Consider the following 15,423-nt stretch of genomic DNA (forward strand, 5'->3'; position numbering starts at 1 on the left):
CGGTGTCCCCCTTGTGGGCTGCCTAGTCGCGGGCCGCGGTCAGATGCTCCGCGTGTTCCTGGAGGGAACGGACGCCGACGTCTCCGTTGTTGAGGGCGTCGATGCCCTGGACCGCCGCGGCGAGCGCCTGGACCGTGGTCAGGCACGGCACGGACCGGGCGACGGCCGCGGTGCGGATCTCGTAGCCGTCGAGCCGGCCGCCGGTCCCGTAGGGGGTGTTGACGATGAGGTCGACACCGCCCTCGTGGATCAGCTGGACGATGGTCGGCTCGCCGTCCGGGCCCTCGCCCTCGGACTGCTTGCGCACCACGGTGGCGTTGATGCCGTTGCGCTTGAGGACCTCGGCGGTGCCGGAGGTGGCCAGCAGCTCGAAGCCGTGGGCGACCAGCTCGCGGGCCGGGAAGATCATCGAGCGCTTGTCGCGGTTGGCCACCGAGATGAAGGCGCGGCCCTTGGTGGGCAGCGGCCCGTAGGCGCCGGCCTGCGACTTGGCGTACGCCGTGCCGAAGACCGAGTCGATGCCCATGACCTCGCCGGTGGAGCGCATCTCCGGGCCGAGGATGGTGTCGACGCCGCGGCCGTGGATGTCGCGGAAGCGCGACCACGGCATGACGGCCTCCTTGACGGAGATCGGCGCGTCCAGCGGCAGGGTGCCGCCGTCGCCGGTCCGGGGCAGCAGGCCCTCCGCGCGGAGCTCGGCGACGGTCGCGCCCAGCGAGATCCGGGCGGCGGCCTTGGCGAGCGGGACCGCGGTCGCCTTCGAGGTGAAGGGCACGGTCCGCGAGGCGCGCGGGTTGGCCTCCAGCACGTAGAGGATGTCGCCGGAGAGCGCGAACTGGATGTTGATCAGGCCGCGGACGCCGACGCCCTTGGCGATGGCCTCGGTGGAGGCGCGCAGCCGCTTGATGTCGTGGCCGCCGAGGGTGATCGGGGGGAGGGCGCAGGCGGAGTCGCCGGAGTGGATGCCGGCTTCCTCGATGTGCTCCATGACGCCGCCGAGGTAGAGCTCGGTGCCGTCGTAGAGGGCGTCGACGTCGATCTCGATGGCGTCGTCGAGGAAGCGGTCGACCAGGACCGGCCGGGTGGGGCTGATCTCGGTGGACTCGGAGATGTACGCGGAGAGCCGGGTCTCGTCGTACACGATCTCCATGCCGCGCCCGCCGAGCACGTAGGACGGGCGTACGAGGACGGGGTAGCCGATCTCGTCGGCGATCTCCTTGGCCTCGGCGAAGGTGGTGGCGGTGCCGTGCTTGGGGGCGGGCAGGCCGGCCTCGGCCAGGACGCGGCCGAAGGCGCCGCGGTCCTCGGCGGCGTGGATCGCCTCCGGGGAGGTACCGACGACGGGCACGCCGTTGTCCTTGAGCGCCTGCGACAGGCCCAGCGGGGTCTGGCCGCCGAGCTGGACGACGACTCCGGCGATCGGGCCCGCGAGGGACTCGGCGTGCACGATCTCCAGCACGTCCTCGAGCGTCAGCGGCTCGAAGTACAGGCGGTCGGAGGTGTCGTAGTCGGTGGAGACCGTCTCCGGGTTGCAGTTGACCATCACGGTCTCGTAGCCGGCGTCGCTGAGCGCGAAGGAGGCGTGGACGCAGGAGTAGTCGAACTCGATGCCCTGGCCGATGCGGTTGGGGCCGGAGCCCAGGATGATCACCGCGGGCTTGGTGCGGGGCGCGACCTCGCTCTCCTCGTCGTAGGAGGAGTAGAAGTACGGCGTCTTCGCGGCGAACTCGGCGGCGCAGGTGTCGACCGTCTTGTAGACCGGGCGGATGCCCAGCGCGTGCCGCACCTCGCGGACGACGTCCTCGCGCAGGCCGCGGATCTCGGCGATCTGGACGTCGGAGAAGCCGTGCCGCTTGGCCTCGGCGAGCAGCTCGGGGCCGAGCTTGTCGGCGGCGGCCAGCTCGTCGGCGATCTCCTTGATCAGGAAGAGCTGGTCGACGAACCAGGGGTCGATCTTCGTGGCGTCGAAGACCTCCTCCTGGGTGGCGCCGGCCCGGATCGCCTGCATGACGGTGTTGATCCGGCCGTCGGTCGGGCGGACCGCCTCGGCCAGCAGCTCGGCCTTGTCGCCGGGCTCGCCGGTGAAGGTGAACTGCGAGCCCTTCTTCTCCAGGGAGCGCAGGGCCTTCTGCAGGGCCTCGGTGAAGTTCCGGCCGATCGCCATGGCCTCGCCCACCGACTTCATGGTGGTGGTGAGGGTGGAGTCGGCGGAGGGGAACTTCTCGAAGGCGAAGCGCGGGGCCTTGACGACGACGTAGTCGAGGGTCGGCTCGAAGGAGGCCGGCGTCTTCTCGGTGATGTCGTTGGGGATCTCGTCGAGCGTGTAGCCGACGGCCAGCTTGGCGGCGATCTTGGCGATCGGGAAGCCGGTGGCCTTGGAGGCGAGCGCCGAGGAGCGGGAGACGCGCGGGTTCATCTCGATCACGATGACGCGCCCGTCGGACGGGTCGATCGCGAACTGGATGTTGCAGCCGCCGGTGTCGACGCCGACCTCGCGGATGATCGCGATGCCGATGTCGCGCAGCCGCTGGTACTCGCGGTCGGTGAGCGTCATCGCCGGGGCGACGGTGATCGAGTCGCCGGTGTGGACGCCCATCGGGTCGAAGTTCTCGATGGAGCAGACGACCACGACGTTGTCGTTGCGGTCGCGCATCAGCTCCAGCTCGTACTCCTTCCAGCCGAGGATGGACTCCTCGAGGAGCACCTCGGTGGTCGGGGAGAGCGTGAGGCCCTGTCCGGCGATGCGGCGCAGCTCCTCCTCGTCGTGGGCGAAGCCGGAGCCGGCGCCGCCCATGGTGAAGGAGGGGCGGACGACGACGGGGTAGCCGCCAAGGGTCTCGACGCCGGCGAGGACGTCGTCCATGGAGTGGCAGATGACCGAGCGGGCGGACTCGCCGTAGCCGATCTTCTCCTTGACGGCCTCGACGACGCCCTTGAAGAGGTCGCGGTCCTCGCCCTTGTTGATGGCCTCGACGTTGGCGCCGATGAGCTCGACGCCGTACTTGTCGAGGACACCGTTCTCGTGCATGGAGATCGCGGTGTTCAGCGCGGTCTGGCCGCCCAGGGTGGGCAGCAGCGCGTCGGGGCGCTCCTTGGCGATGATCTTCTCGACGAACTCGGGGGTGATCGGCTCGACGTACGTGGCGTCGGCGATCTCCGGGTCGGTCATGATCGTCGCCGGGTTGGAGTTCACCAGGATGACGCGCAGGCCCTCGGCCTTGAGCACGCGGCACGCCTGGGTGCCGGAGTAGTCGAACTCGGCGGCCTGCCCGATGACGATCGGGCCGGACCCGATGACCAGGACGGACTGGATATCGGAGCGCTTAGGCACGCTGGCCCTCCATCAGGGAAACGAAGCGGTCGAAGAGGTACGCGGCGTCGTGCGGGCCGGCGGCCGCCTCGGGGTGGTACTGGACGCTGAAGGCCGGCCGGTCGAGCAGCTGGAGGCCCTCGACGACCTGGTCGTTCAGGCATACGTGGGAGACCTCGGCCCGGCCGTAGGCGGTGTCGGAGACCTTGTCGAGGGGGGCGTCGACGGCGAAGCCGTGGTTGTGCGCGGTGACCTCGACCTTGCCGGTCGAGCGGTCCTGCACGGGCTGGTTGATGCCGCGGTGGCCGTACTTCAGCTTGTACGTGCCGAAGCCGAGCGCGCGGCCCAGGATCTGGTTGCCGAAGCAGATGCCGAAGAGCGGGGTCTGCCGCTCCAGGACGCCCTGCATCAGGGCGACCGGGTGGTCGGCGGTGGAGGGGTCGCCGGGGCCGTTGGAGAAGAAGACGCCGTCGGGGGCGACCGCGTAGATCTCCTCCAGGGTCGCGGTGGCGGGCAGGACGTGCACCTCGATGCCGCGCTCGGCCATCCGGTGCGGGGTCATGCCCTTGATGCCCAGGTCGATCGCGGCGACGGTGAACTTCTTGGTGCCGATCGCGGGGACGACGTAGGTCTCCTTGGTGGCGACCTCGGCGGACAGGTCGGCGCCCTTCATCTCGGGGGCCTCCTGGACGCGGGCCAGCATCGCGGCCTCGTCGGTGACGGCGTCGCCGGAGAAGATGCCGACGCGCATCGCGCCGCGCTCGCGCAGATGGCGGGTGAGGGCGCGGGTGTCGACGCCGCTGATGCCGACGACGCCCTGGTTCGCCAGCTCCTCGTCGAGGGTGCGGCGGGAGCGCCAGTTGGAGGGGGTGCGGGCGGGGTCGCGGACGACGTAGCCGGAGACCCAGATCTGCTTGGACTCGGGGTCCTCGTCGTTGACGCCGGTGTTGCCGACGTGGGGGGCGGTCATCACGACGACCTGGCGGTGGTACGAGGGGTCGGTCAGCGTCTCCTGGTAGCCGGTCATGCCGGTGGAGAAGACCGCCTCGCCGAAGGTCTCCCCCACAGCCCCGTAGGCACGGCCGCGGAAGGTGCGGCCGTCCTCCAGAACGAGTACGGCGGGAGCCTGGGCTCCCCGGGTGGAGGTAGTCATCGTGCGATGCCTTCCGTAGTGCTGGTGAGATGGTTGACGGCGTCGACCCAGGCGGGGTGTTCGGCCGAGTGATCGGAGCGGAATCCGGAGTCGATCAGCCGGTCGCCGAGCGCCCAGGTGATGACGAGGAGACCGCCCTCGGGCAGGACCTTGCCCGCCAGTGCCTTTTCGGTACGGGCGCCGCGCAGGTCGGCGGCCGGGACGAAGAAGTCCGCCGCGCCGGGCCGTACGACGTCGAGGCCGTCCGCGGTGAGGGTGAGCTCGACGCGGCTGCGGGTGCCGAGGCCGTGGGCGACGATCCGGTCGAGCCACTGCCCGGCCGTGGTCGACGCGTGGTAGCGGCCGGTGAGGGTGAGCAGCTTCTCGCCGTCCGCGAAGCCGTCCGGTGCGGTCGCCGGGGCGGGCAGGTCCGACTGGAGGTTCCCGCGCCACTTCCAGCCCTGGCGCATCAGCCAGTAGACGAGGACGACGAGGACGACGAGTCCGATCACCCAGCTGATGCGGGCGGACCAGTCGGTCACCTCCGCCGATTTCCGCTCGGCGGCCAGTTGGTACAGGGTCAGTGTTGTCACGCGAGCTTCCCGTCGACGACCGTGGCACGGCCCCGCAGGAAGGTGTGGGTCACTCGGCCCGGCAGCTCGCGCCCCTCGTACGGGGTGTTGCGGCTGCGGGAGGCGAAGCCCGCGGGGTCCACCTCTCCACGGTATGCCGGATCGACCAGGGTGAGGTTGGCGGGCTCGCCCGCCGAGACGGGGCGGCCGTGTCCTTCGAGCCGTCCGATGGCGGCGGGGCGTGCCGACATGCGGTCGGCGACACCGGCCCAGTCGAGCAGCCCGGTCTCGACCATCGTCTGCTGGACGACGGAGAGCGCGGTCTCCAGGCCCACCATGCCCATGGCGGCCGCGGCCCACTCGCAGTCCTTGTCCTCGTGCGGGTGCGGGGCGTGGTCGGTGGCGACGCAGTCGATGGTGCCGTCGGCGAGGGCCTCGCGCAGGGCCAGCACGTCGGCCTCGGTGCGCAGCGGCGGGTTCACCTTGTAGACGGGGTTGTAGGTCCGGACGAGCTCGTCGGTGAGGAGCAGGTGGTGCGGGGTGACCTCGGCGGTGACGTTCCAGCCCTTGGACTTGGCCCAGCGCACGATCTCGACGGAGCCCGCGGTCGACAGGTGGCAGATGTGGACCCGGGAGCCGACGTGCGCGGCGAGCAGGACGTCCCGGGCGATGATCGACTCCTCGGCGACGGCGGGCCACCCGCCGAGGCCCAGCTCCGACGAGACGACGCCCTCGTTCATCTGGGCGCCCTCGGTGAGGCGGGGCTCCTGGGCGTGCTGGGCGACGACGCCGTCGAACGCCTTCACGTACTCCAGGGCGCGGCGCATGATGACCGCGTCGTCGACGCACTTGCCGTCGTCGGAGAAGACCTTCACCCCGGCGGCGGAGTCGTGCATGGCGCCGAGCTCGGCGAGCTGCTTTCCCTCCAGGCCGACGGTGACGGCGCCGATGGGCTGCACGTCGCAGTAGCCGGACTCCTTGCCGAGCCGCCAGACCTGCTCGACGACGCCGGCGGTGTCGGCGACCGGGAAGGTGTTGGCCATGGCGTGCACGGCGGTGAAGCCGCCGGCCGCGGCGGCCCTGGTGCCGGTGAGGACGGTCTCGGAGTCCTCGCGGCCGGGCTCGCGCAGGTGGGTGTGGAGGTCGACGAGGCCGGGCAGCAGGACCTGGCCGGCCGCCTCGATCACGGTGGCGTCGCCGGCGTCGAGGCCGGTGCCGACGGCGGCGATGGTCTCGCCGTCGATGAGGACGTCCTGCGGGTCGCCGCCGAGTACCTTCGCGCCGCGGATAAGGATCTTGCTCATGGTTACTTGTTCTCCTCGGTGCGGGCGGTGGTGGGGGCGGGCGACGGGTGGGCGGGTACGGCGGCCGGCTCGTAGCCGCCGAGCAGCAGGTAGAGCACGGCCATCCGGATGGAGACGCCGTTGGCGACCTGCTCGACGACCGTGCAGCGGTCGGAGTCGGCGACCTCGGCGGTGATCTCCATCCCGCGGACCATGGGGCCGGGGTGCATGACGACGGCGTGCTCGGGCATCTTCGCCATGCGCTCGCCGTCCAGGCCGTAGCGGCGCGAGTACTCGCGCTCGGTCGGGAAGTAGGCGGCGTTCATCCGCTCACGCTGCACACGAAGCATCATCACAGCGTCGGAGCGGTGCAGCACGTCGTCGAGGCTGTAGCTGACGTCGCAGGGCCACTGCTCGACGCCGACCGGGACCAGGGTGGGCGGGGCCACGAGGGTGACGTGGGCGCCGAGCGTGTTCAGCAGGTGGACATTGGAGCGGGCAACCCGGCTGTGCAGGATGTCACCGACGATGGTGATCCGGCGGCCGTCGAGGTCCTTGCCGAGGCCGGCGTCGGCGCCGACGAGCCGGCGGCGCATCGTGAAGGCGTCCAGGAGGGCCTGGGTGGGGTGCTCGTGGGTGCCGTCGCCGGCGTTGACGACCGCGCCGTCGATCCAGCCGGAGGTGGCCAGCCGGTACGGGGCGCCGGAGGCGCCGTGGCGGATGACGACGGCGTCGGCGCCCATCGCCTCCAGGGTCAGGGCGGTGTCCTTGAGCGACTCGCCCTTGGAGACGGACGAGCCCTTCGCGGAGAAGTTGATGACGTCGGCGGACAGCCGCTTGGCGGCCGCCTCGAAGGAGATGCGGGTCCGCGTCGAGTCCTCGAAGAAGAGGTTGACGACGGTACGGCCGCGCAGGGTCGGGAGCTTCTTGATCGGCCGGTCCGCGACCCTGGCCATCTCCTCGGCGGTGTCGAGGATCAGGACGGCGTCGTCGCGGGTGAGGTCGGCGGCCGAGATGAGGTGGCGCTTCATCTGGGTGTTCTCCGGGTGGCTGGAGGTTTCAGGCATGCGGGCACGCGGAAGCCGCCGTACGGCGGGTGGGCCGTACGGACGGAGAGCTAACGCTCGCCCGCGGGGGCGGCCTGCTCGACCCCGAGCAGCACGGCGTCGCGGCCGTCCTCCTCGGCGAGCTGGACCTTGACCGTCTCCCGCAGCGACGTGGGGAGGTTCTTGCCGACGTAGTCGGCGCGGATCGGCAGTTCGCGGTGGCCCCGGTCGACGAGGACCGCGAGCTGCACCGCACGGGGCCGGCCGATGTCGCCGAGCGCGTCGAGGGCGGCGCGGATCGTGCGGCCGGAGAAGAGGACGTCGTCGACGAGGACGACCAGGCGGCCCTCGATGCCCTCGCCGGGGATCTCGGTGCGGGCCAGGGCGCGGGCGGGACGCATCCTGAGGTCGTCGCGGTACATGGTGATGTCGAGGGAGCCGACCGGCATCGTGGAGCCGGTGATCTCCTCGAGCTTGGCGGCGAGCCGGCGGGCGAGGAAGACGCCGCGGGTCGGGATGCCGAGGAGGACCACGTCGTCGGCACCCTTGGCGCGTTCGACGATCTCGTGGGCGATGCGGGTCAGGACCCGTGCGATGTCGGGGGCCTCCAGAACGGGGCGTGCCGCGTTGCCGGTGGCGTCGTGCTGTGCGTCCATAAGAAACGGACCTCCTTCTCCGCCTCACGGGACGGACCTTAAAGGACGTCGAAATTGCGTCGTCCACGTTACCAGGGCACGTGCCGGACCTCCGCCCCACCCCGGGGGAGAGCCGGTACGGACCATCTCAGCTTGACGCGGCCAAGTAACGCTGCGTAACCTCACAGTGAGTTACCAGCCACGCGGCCCAGCCGCGAACGTTCCAGCGTCCGGGGAGCCTTATGTCCAGCGAATACGCAAAACAGCTCGGGGCCAAGCTCCGCGCCATCCGCACCCAGCAGGGCCTCTCCCTCCACGGCGTGGAGGAGAAGTCCCAGGGCCGCTGGAAGGCCGTCGTGGTCGGTTCGTACGAGCGCGGCGACCGTGCCGTGACCGTGCAGCGCCTTGCCGAGCTGGCGGACTTCTACGGCGTCCCGGTCCAGGAGCTCCTGCCGGGCACGACGCCCGGCGGTGCCGCCGAGCCGCCGCCGAAGCTCGTCCTCCAGCTGGAGCGCCTGGCGCACGTGCCGCCGGAGAAGGCCGGTCCCCTCCAGCGTTACGCGGCGACGATCCAGAGCCAGCGCGGCGACTACAACGGCAAGGTGCTCTCGATCCGCCAGGACGACCTGCGCACGCTGGCCGTGATCTACGACCAGTCGCCTTCCGTGCTGACGGAGCAGCTGATCAGCTGGGGCGTGCTGGACGCGGACGCGCGCCGCGCCGTCGCCCACGACGAGGGCTGAGCAGCCCCTCGAAGAAACGTGCCGCCGGGTTCGGCGGGGCCCCCACGGGAGCCCCGCCGGGCCCGGCTTTTCTCATGGGCCCGGCGGCAGGTGAACGGACGGCTCCGGGCATGCCGAAGGGCCCATGGCTCCAAGCACGGCCATGGGCCCTTCGTCGGCGGAACGCCGCCGGGGTCACTGCTCCCGGCGGAGGTTCGGCTTGAGGTCCTTGAAGCGGGCCAGCAGGCCGTTCACGAAGGACGGGGAGTCGTCGGTGGAGAACTCCTTGGCGATCTGCACCGCCTCGTCGATCACCACCGCGTCCGGGGTCGCGTCGACCCAGATCAGCTCGTACGCACCGAGCCGCAGGATGTTCCGGTCGACGACCGGCATGCGGTCGATCTCCCAGTCCACGGCGTAGGTGACGATGAGGTCGTCGATGCGGTCCGCGTACTGCGCGTACCCCTCGACGAGCTCCATCGTGTACTCGGTGACCGGCGGCTGACGGGTGTCGGACCGCGAGTGCCGCACCCAGTCCGCGAGGACCGTCAGCACGGACTCGCCGCGCTGGTCGGCCTCGAAGAGGATCTGGAAGGCGCGCTTGCGGGCCGTGTTCCGGGCAGCCACGGTTAGCTGTTCACCCGGCCGAGGTAGTCGCCGGAGCGGGTGTCGACCTTGATCTTCTCACCCGTGGTGATGAAGAGCGGGACGCCGATCTCGTAGCCGGTCTCCAGGGTGGCCGGCTTGGTGCCACCGGTGGAGCGGTCGCCCTGGACGCCCGGGTCCGTGTGCTGGATGGTCAGCTCGACGGCGGCCGGCAGCTCGACGTAGAGCACCTCGCCCTCGTGCTGGGCGACGGTGGCGGTGAAGCCCTCGATCAGGAAGTTGGCGGCGTCGCCGACGGCCTTGCGCTCGACCATCAGCTGGTCGTAGGTGTCCATGTCCATGAAGACGAAGTAGTCGCCGTCCATGTACGAGAACTGCATGTCGCGCTTGTCGACGGTGGCCGTCTCGACCTTCACGCCGGCGTTGAACGTCTTGTCGACGACCTTGCCGGACAGCACGTTCTTGAGCTTGGTGCGCACGAAGGCCGGGCCCTTGCCGGGCTTGACGTGCTGGAACTCGACGACGGACCAGAGCTGGCCTCCGTCGAGCTTGAGCACCAGGCCGTTCTTGAGGTCGTTCGTGGAAGCCACGGTTGCGGAATCTCCTGGACTGAAGCTGGTGGAACGACCGAGGAACGCGCTAGAGCGCGAGCAGTTCCTTGGTCGTAATGGTGAGTAGCTCGGGTCCGCCGTCCGCCTCGGGGCGCACGACGAGCGTGTCATCGATCCGGACCCCGCCCCGGCCCGGGAGGTGGACCCCCGGTTCGACGGTGACCGGCACACAAGCGTCCAGTTTACCCATGGCGGCGGGTGCCAGCTGCGGGTCCTCGTCGATTTCGAGCCCCACCCCGTGGCCGGTGAAGGGCGCGAGACCCTCGCCGTGGCCCGCGGAGTCCAGGAGATGGCGGGCGGCACGGTCCACGTCACGGTACTCGGCGCCGGGCAGCAGGGCCTCCCGACCAGCCCTCTGAGCGGCGAAAACCAGCTCGTACAGCTCGATCTGCCAGTCGGCGGGCGCCGTTCCGATGACGAAGGTCCGGCCGATCTCGCAGCGGTAGCCGCGGTAGTTCGCGCCCAGGCAGACGGAGAGGAAATCCCCTTCCTCCACCCGCCGGTCCGAGGGCCGGTGGCGGCCCCGGCCGGAGTTCGGTCCGGTGGCGACGGAGGTCGCGAAGGCGGGGCCGTCGGCGCCGTGGTCCACCAGCCGGCGTTCCAGCTCCAGCGCCAGGTGCCGTTCGGTGCGGCCGACGAGGATCGATTCGAGGAGTTCGCCCAGCGCCTGGTCGGTGATCTCGGCCGCGATCCGCAGGCAGCCGATCTCCTCCTCGTCCTTGACGATGCGCAGCTGCTCGACGGTGGCGCCCAGATCGGCCAGCCGGAGCTTCGGGGCGACCGAGGCCATGGCCCGGTGCCGGGCGACCGTCAGGTCGTGCTCCTCGACGGCCAGCGACTCCGCGCCGCCCGCGACGGCCAGGTCCGCCGCGGCGACCACCGGATCCCCGCCGGCCACCGGCAGCGGGTCCACCCGCAGGTGCTCATCGGTACGCCCGTCGGCCGGGTCACCGGTCGGGGGGCGGGGGCAGAACAGGACGTCCTCGCCGGGGCCGAGCAGCAGCACGGCGCCCGGGGGCGCTCCCCCGGCCAGGTAGCGGACGTTGGCGGGACGGGAGACCAGGGCGGCCGCGGATCCGACTGCGGCGCACCGGTCGCGGAGCAGCCCGCGTCGGACGGCGTACACCTCTGACATGCGTCGAGCGTACGAGCGAGGCGCCGGGCCCGCCCGGCGGGCGCATCCGACCGGGGGGTCGGGCGGCCGTGGGGGGCGCCGCCGCCTCACCAGGAAGGGGGGCTGGCCAGGGACCGGGCGAGTATGTCGTCCAGGACCCGGGCGGTGGTCTCCACGTCGTACGTCGAGTTGTCGATGATCGGCAGCCCGGAGCCGTACCAGCCGGCCATCCGGCCGTGGATGCGGGCCACCTCCTCGTCGGAGAGGCGGCGGTTGCCGCTGCGCTCGGCGTTGCGCTCCAGGACGATCTCCAGGCCGGGCAGCAGCACCACCGGCAGGAGTCCGGGGCCGACGTGGCGCTTCCAGCCGCCGAGGCCGACGACGGGCCGGTCGGGGAAGACCGCGTCGTCGAGGATGCAGGAGATCCCGTTGGCCAGGAAGTTGCGGGCGGCGAAGCCGCAGGTACGACGGGCCAGGCGGTACTGGGCCTCCGACTGGTCGTTCCACCCGGCCTGCGGGTCGGCGAAGCCGGAGCAGACCCACTCGCGGACGTCGTCGAGGCTGACGTGGGCGGTGGGCACCCGGCGGCGGGCCGCCCAGAGCCGGGCCACGGTGGTCTTGCCGGCGCCCGCCGGGCCGATCAGGAGCACCGCGAGGGTCGCGTTGCCCGTGCCGGGCTCGGCGGGCGGCGCGGGCAGCGGCACGGGCCCGCCCGGCGGCAGCTGGATGTGGCCGGTGGTCTCGCGGGTGGCCGAGGCCGGGGCCTGCTGCGGGGCGGGTCCGGTCCAGCCCTGGCCCTGCGGCGCGGGCGGCCCCGCGGGCGGCGGTCCGGGGTGCCCGGCCGGCGGCCGGAAGGGCGGGCCGGCCGGGGGCTGGGCCGGCGGGCCGGGGTGCTGGGCCTGGTGCGGCCAGCCGGCGGGGCCGTTTCCGGGGCCCTGGGGCGGAGGCAGCGGGGCCCCCACTGCGTGCTGCATCCGGTGCAACTCCGTCTCGTACAGGCAACTGGCGCTGGTGCAACGGCAACCGTACCTTCCCCGGCCGCCGCACGGACAACGGCCGGGGAGGGGCCGGAGTGCCCCCGTCGGGCTGCTCAGTCCGCGAGTTCGTCCGCCAGGGCGCGCAGGGCGAGCCGGTAGGAGCCGATGCCGAATCCGGCCACGGTCCCGGTGGCGACCGGCGCGATCACCGAGGTGTGGCGGAATTCCTCCCGTGCGTACGGGTTCGAGATGTGCACCTCGATCAGCGGGGCGGTGCGCTGGGCGGCCGCGTCCCGCATGCCGTACGAGTAGTGCGTGAAGGCACCCGGGTTGAGAACGACCGGAATCGAACCGTCGGCGGCCTCGTGGAGCCAGCGGATCAGCTCGCCCTCGTCGTTGGTCTCGCGCACGTCGGCGTCGAGGCCGAGCTCCTTGCCGAGGGTGCGGCAGGCCTCGACGAGACCGGCGTACGAGGTGGACCCGTAGACGTCGGGCTCGCGGGAGCCGAGCCGGCCGAGGTTGGGGCCGTTGAGCACGAGGACCCGGCGGGTCATGCCGAGACCTCCCCGTAGGCGGCGAGCAGCACGGCCGGGTCGGGGCCCTCCAGGACGGCGGGCTTGCCGAGGCCGTCCAGGACGATGAAGCGCAGCAGGTCGCCGCGGGACTTCTTGTCGACCTTCATGTTCTCCAGCAGCTTGGGCCACTGGTCGCCGCGGTAGGTGAGCGGCAGCCCGACGGACTCCAGGATCGCGCGGTGCCGGTCGGCGGTGGCGTCGTCCAGGCGGCCCGCCAGCCGGCCGAGTTCGGCGGCGAAGACCATGCCGACGGAGACGGCCGCGCCGTGGCGCCACTTGTAGCGCTCGTTCTTCTCGATCGCGTGGCCCAGGGTGTGGCCGTAGTTGAGGATCTCGCGGAGCCCGGACTCCTTGAGGTCGCTGGAGACGACGTCCGCCTTGACCCGGATGGAGCGCTCGATGAGCTCGGCGGTGTGCGGTCCGGCGGGCGTACGCGCGGCCTGCGGGTCCTGTTCGATCAGGTCGAGGATCACCGGGTCGGCGATGAAGCCGGCCTTGATGATCTCGGCCATGCCGGAGACGTAGTCGTGGACGGGCAGCGAGTCCAGGGCGGCCAGGTCGCAGAGGACACCGGCCGGCGGGTGGAAGGCGCCGACGAGGTTCTTGCCCTCGGCGGTGTTGATGCCGGTCTTGCCGCCGACGGCCGCGTCGACCATGCCGAGCACGGTCGTCGGTACGGCGATCCAGCGCACCCCGCGCAGCCAGGACGCCGCGACGAAGCCCGCCACGTCGGTGGTGGCGCCGCCGCCGACGCCGACGATGACGTCGGTGCGGGTGAAGCCGGTCTGGCCGAGGGCCTTCCAGCAGTAGGCGGCGACCTCGACGGTCTTGGCCTCCTCGGCGTTGGGCAGCTGGATCGCGATGGCCTCGTAGCCCTGGTCGGCGAGGTCCTGGCGGACCGCCTCGCCGGTCTCGGCGAGGGCCTCGGGGTGGAGGACCGCGACGCGCTTGGCGCGGGTGCCGATGAGCGTGGGCAGCTCGCCGAGGAGCTGCCGGCCGATCAGTACCTCGTACGGGTCGGTGCCCGCGCTGCCTGCGATGCGGACGCGGGTGGGTGCCTGCTGGCTCATGGTGTGTTCTCCCGGCCGGACGGGGCCCCGTCCGGCAGCTCCAGTGCGTCGAGGACCGCCTGGGCGACCTCTTCGGGTGTGCGCTCGTCGGTGGCGACGACCGCGCGGGCGACCTCGGTGTAGAGGTGCCGGCGGGCCTCCATCAGCTCGCGCCACTGCCGGCGCGGGTTGACCGCGAGCAGCGGGCGGGCGGTGTTGAGCCCGACCCGCCTGACCGCCTCGTCGACGTCCATCGAGAGGTAGACGACCGGGTGGCCGGCGAGCAGCGCGCGGGTCGACTCGTCCAGGACGGCCCCGCCGCCGAGCGAGAGGACGCCCGTGTGCTCGGCGACGGCGGCGCGGACGGCCTCCCGCTCCAGCGCGCGGAAGTGCTCCTCGCCCTCGTCGTAGAAGATCTCGGCGATGGGCTTGCCCGCGGTCGCGACGACGTCCGCGTCGGTGTCCCGGTAGCCGGTGCCCAGCCGGTCAGCGAGCAGCTCGCCGACCGTGGACTTGCCGACGCCCATCGGCCCGACCAGGACGACCAGGGGACCGGTCATCGGATCTGGAGGTGGTCGAGGTACGACCGCACGTTGCGGCGGGTCTCGGTGACGCTGTCGCCGCCGAACTTCTCCGCCACGGCGTCGGCCAGGACGAGGGCGACCATCGCCTCGGCGACGATGCCGGCGGCCGGCACGGCGCAGACGTCGGAGCGCTGGTGGTGGGCCTTGGCGGGCTCGCCGGTCACCACGTCGACGGTGGCCAGGGCGCGCGGCACGGTGGCGATCGGCTTCATGGCGGCGCGGACGCGCAGCAGCTCACCGGTGGTGAGACCGCCCTCGGTGCCGCCGGCCCGGCCGGAGGCGCGCTTGATGCCGTCCTCGGTCACCAGGATCTCGTCGTGCGCCTTGGACCCCGGCACCCGGGCGAGGTCGAAGCCGTCGCCGACCTCGACGCCCTTGATGGCCTGGATGCCCATGAGCGCGCCGGCGAGGCGGGAGTCGAGCCGTCGGTCCCAGTGCACGTGCGAGCCGAGGCCGACGGGGACTCCGTACGCCAGCACCTCGACGACGCCGCCGAGGGTGTCGCCGTCCTTGTGGGCCTGGTCGATCTCGGCGACCATCGCCTTGCTCGCGTCGGCGTCGAGGCAGCGCACCGGGTCGGCGTCGAGCCGCTCCACGTCGGCGGGGACGGGGTAGACCCCGTACGGCGCCTTGGCGGCGGCCAGCTCGACGACATGGCTGACGATCTCGATGCCGGCGGTCTCCTTGAGGTAGGACCGGGCGACGGCACCGAGGGCGACGCGGGCGGCGGTCTCCCGGGCGCTGGCGCGCTCCAGGACCGGCCGGGCCTCGTCGAAGCCGTACTTCTGCATGCCGGCGAGGTCGGCGTGGCCGGGCCGGGGCCGGGTCAGCGGAGCGTTACGGGCCTGCTCGGCCAGCACCTGGGGGTCGACCGGGTCGGCCGACATGACCTGCTCCCACTTGGGCCACTCGGTGTTGCCCACCATCACGGCGACCGGGGAGCCCATGGTGAGGCCGTGCCGGACGCCGCCGAGGAAGGTGACCTCGTCCCGCTCGAACTTCATCCGCGCACCGCGGCCGTAACCGAGCCGTCGCCGGGCCAGCGCGTCCGCCACCATCTCCGTGGTGACCGGGACGCCGGCGGGAAGGCCCTCCAGCGTCGCCACCAGTGCGGGGCCGTGCGACTCCCCCGCGGTCAGCCAGCGCAACCTGCTCAACGGTGCTCCTCATGCTCGCGCCTGAAATCCAGCGGCGCGACCGGGTGCGC

General features: G+C 71.9%; 15 protein-coding genes. 1 reads left to right on the forward strand and 14 read right to left on the reverse strand.

Going from position 1 to position 15,423, the window contains the following annotated elements:
• Nucleotides 1-22: 22 nt before the first annotated feature.
• From carB to pyrR, 6 genes are all read right to left on the reverse strand, one after another.
• Entirely contained in the window at nucleotides 23-3,331 is a 3,309-nt protein-coding gene (gene carB, locus ABZ564_RS21010) for a carbamoyl-phosphate synthase large subunit (protein WP_360858448.1), read from the reverse strand.
• A complete protein-coding gene (carA, locus tag ABZ564_RS21015; protein WP_360858451.1) occupies nucleotides 3,324-4,463 on the reverse strand; it encodes a glutamine-hydrolyzing carbamoyl-phosphate synthase small subunit in 1,140 nt (379 codons plus the stop codon). Before carA ends, carB begins: the two co-directional genes overlap by 8 nt.
• Nucleotides 4,460-5,035 carry a hypothetical protein gene (locus ABZ564_RS21020; protein ID WP_360858454.1) on the reverse strand — a complete coding sequence of 192 codons (576 nt, stop codon included), beginning with the start codon at nucleotides 5,033-5,035 and terminating at the stop codon, nucleotides 4,460-4,462. Before ABZ564_RS21020 ends, carA begins: the two co-directional genes overlap by 4 nt.
• Nucleotides 5,032-6,318: a dihydroorotase gene (locus tag ABZ564_RS21025; RefSeq protein ID WP_360858457.1), complete on the reverse strand. Its 1,287-nt coding sequence runs from the start codon at nucleotides 6,316-6,318 to the stop codon at nucleotides 5,032-5,034. The genes ABZ564_RS21020 and ABZ564_RS21025 overlap by 4 nt, the downstream gene beginning before the upstream one ends.
• 2 nt (nucleotides 6,319-6,320) lie before the next feature.
• Nucleotides 6,321-7,328: an aspartate carbamoyltransferase catalytic subunit gene (locus ABZ564_RS21030; RefSeq protein ID WP_360858594.1), complete on the reverse strand. Its 1,008-nt coding sequence runs from the start codon at nucleotides 7,326-7,328 to the stop codon at nucleotides 6,321-6,323.
• An 86-nt stretch (nucleotides 7,329-7,414) separates the two neighbouring features.
• Nucleotides 7,415-7,999: a bifunctional pyr operon transcriptional regulator/uracil phosphoribosyltransferase PyrR gene (gene pyrR, locus ABZ564_RS21035; protein WP_360858459.1), complete on the reverse strand. Its 585-nt coding sequence runs from the start codon at nucleotides 7,997-7,999 to the stop codon at nucleotides 7,415-7,417.
• Nucleotides 8,000-8,220: 221 nt separating this feature from the next.
• Between pyrR and bldD the strand changes: the two genes are divergently transcribed.
• Nucleotides 8,221-8,721, forward strand: coding sequence for a transcriptional regulator BldD (gene bldD, locus ABZ564_RS21040; RefSeq protein ID WP_018103903.1), 501 nt, complete (start codon nucleotides 8,221-8,223; stop codon nucleotides 8,719-8,721).
• A 174-nt stretch (nucleotides 8,722-8,895) separates the two neighbouring features.
• Here the strand turns inward: bldD and nusB are convergent, their stop codons facing one another.
• The 8 genes from nusB to aroC all read right to left on the reverse strand — a co-directional run bounded on the left by nusB (nucleotide 8,896) and on the right by aroC (nucleotide 15,373).
• Entirely contained in the window at nucleotides 8,896-9,327 is a 432-nt protein-coding gene (gene nusB / locus ABZ564_RS21045) for a transcription antitermination factor NusB (RefSeq protein WP_360858462.1), read from the reverse strand.
• Nucleotides 9,328-9,329: 2 nt separating this feature from the next.
• Nucleotides 9,330-9,896 carry an elongation factor P gene (efp, locus tag ABZ564_RS21050; RefSeq protein WP_360858465.1) on the reverse strand — a complete coding sequence of 189 codons (567 nt, stop codon included), beginning with the start codon at nucleotides 9,894-9,896 and terminating at the stop codon, nucleotides 9,330-9,332.
• A gap of 49 nt (nucleotides 9,897-9,945) precedes the next feature.
• Nucleotides 9,946-11,052, reverse strand: coding sequence for a M24 family metallopeptidase (locus ABZ564_RS21055; protein ID WP_360858468.1), 1,107 nt, complete (start codon nucleotides 11,050-11,052; stop codon nucleotides 9,946-9,948).
• An 86-nt stretch (nucleotides 11,053-11,138) separates the two neighbouring features.
• Nucleotides 11,139-12,005 (reverse strand): Pro-rich N-terminal domain-containing protein, encoded by an 867-nt coding sequence (locus ABZ564_RS21060; RefSeq protein WP_360858471.1) that lies wholly within the window; start codon nucleotides 12,003-12,005, stop codon nucleotides 11,139-11,141.
• Nucleotides 12,006-12,121: 116 nt separating this feature from the next.
• Nucleotides 12,122-12,562: a type II 3-dehydroquinate dehydratase gene (gene aroQ, locus ABZ564_RS21065; protein WP_360858474.1), complete on the reverse strand. Its 441-nt coding sequence runs from the start codon at nucleotides 12,560-12,562 to the stop codon at nucleotides 12,122-12,124.
• Complete coding sequence (aroB, locus tag ABZ564_RS21070) at nucleotides 12,559-13,653, reverse strand: 3-dehydroquinate synthase (protein WP_360858477.1); 1,095 nt, start codon at nucleotides 13,651-13,653, stop codon at nucleotides 12,559-12,561. The genes aroQ and aroB overlap by 4 nt, the downstream gene beginning before the upstream one ends.
• Nucleotides 13,650-14,192, reverse strand: a complete 543-nt coding sequence (locus ABZ564_RS21075) for a shikimate kinase (protein ID WP_360858480.1) — start codon at nucleotides 14,190-14,192, stop codon at nucleotides 13,650-13,652. The genes aroB and ABZ564_RS21075 overlap by 4 nt, the downstream gene beginning before the upstream one ends.
• The gene (gene aroC, locus ABZ564_RS21080) at nucleotides 14,189-15,373 is read right to left on the reverse strand and encodes a chorismate synthase (RefSeq protein ID WP_360858482.1); all 1,185 of its coding nucleotides are present in this window, start codon (nucleotides 15,371-15,373) and stop codon (nucleotides 14,189-14,191) included. The genes ABZ564_RS21075 and aroC overlap by 4 nt, the downstream gene beginning before the upstream one ends.
• Between the last annotated feature and the right edge of the window lie 50 nt (nucleotides 15,374-15,423).

Source organism: Streptomyces sp. NPDC019224 (assembly GCF_040632605.1).
GTDB lineage: Bacteria > Actinomycetota > Actinomycetes > Streptomycetales > Streptomycetaceae > Streptomyces.

Bases quoted from the DNA above. Each gene is read 5' to 3' on its own strand.
- carA (WP_360858451.1), bottom strand. From the start codon at position 4,463: ATGACTACCTCCACCCGGGGAGCCCAGGCTCCCGCCGTACTCGTTCTG.
- ABZ564_RS21025 (WP_360858457.1), bottom strand. From the start codon at position 6,318: ATGAGCAAGATCCTTATCCGCGGCGCGAAGGTACTCGGCGGCGACCCG.
- ABZ564_RS21030 (WP_360858594.1), bottom strand. From the start codon at position 7,328: ATGAAGCGCCACCTCATCTCGGCCGCCGACCTCACCCGCGACGACGCC.
- pyrR (WP_360858459.1), bottom strand. From the start codon at position 7,999: ATGGACGCACAGCACGACGCCACCGGCAACGCGGCACGCCCCGTTCTG.
- bldD (WP_018103903.1), top strand. From the start codon at position 8,221: ATGTCCAGCGAATACGCAAAACAGCTCGGGGCCAAGCTCCGCGCCATC.
- ABZ564_RS21055 (WP_360858468.1), bottom strand. From the start codon at position 11,052: ATGTCAGAGGTGTACGCCGTCCGACGCGGGCTGCTCCGCGACCGGTGC.
- ABZ564_RS21060 (WP_360858471.1), bottom strand. From the start codon at position 12,005: ATGCAGCACGCAGTGGGGGCCCCGCTGCCTCCGCCCCAGGGCCCCGGA.
- aroQ (WP_360858474.1), bottom strand. From the start codon at position 12,562: ATGACCCGCCGGGTCCTCGTGCTCAACGGCCCCAACCTCGGCCGGCTC.
- aroB (WP_360858477.1), bottom strand. From the start codon at position 13,653: ATGAGCCAGCAGGCACCCACCCGCGTCCGCATCGCAGGCAGCGCGGGC.
- ABZ564_RS21075 (WP_360858480.1), bottom strand. From the start codon at position 14,192: ATGACCGGTCCCCTGGTCGTCCTGGTCGGGCCGATGGGCGTCGGCAAG.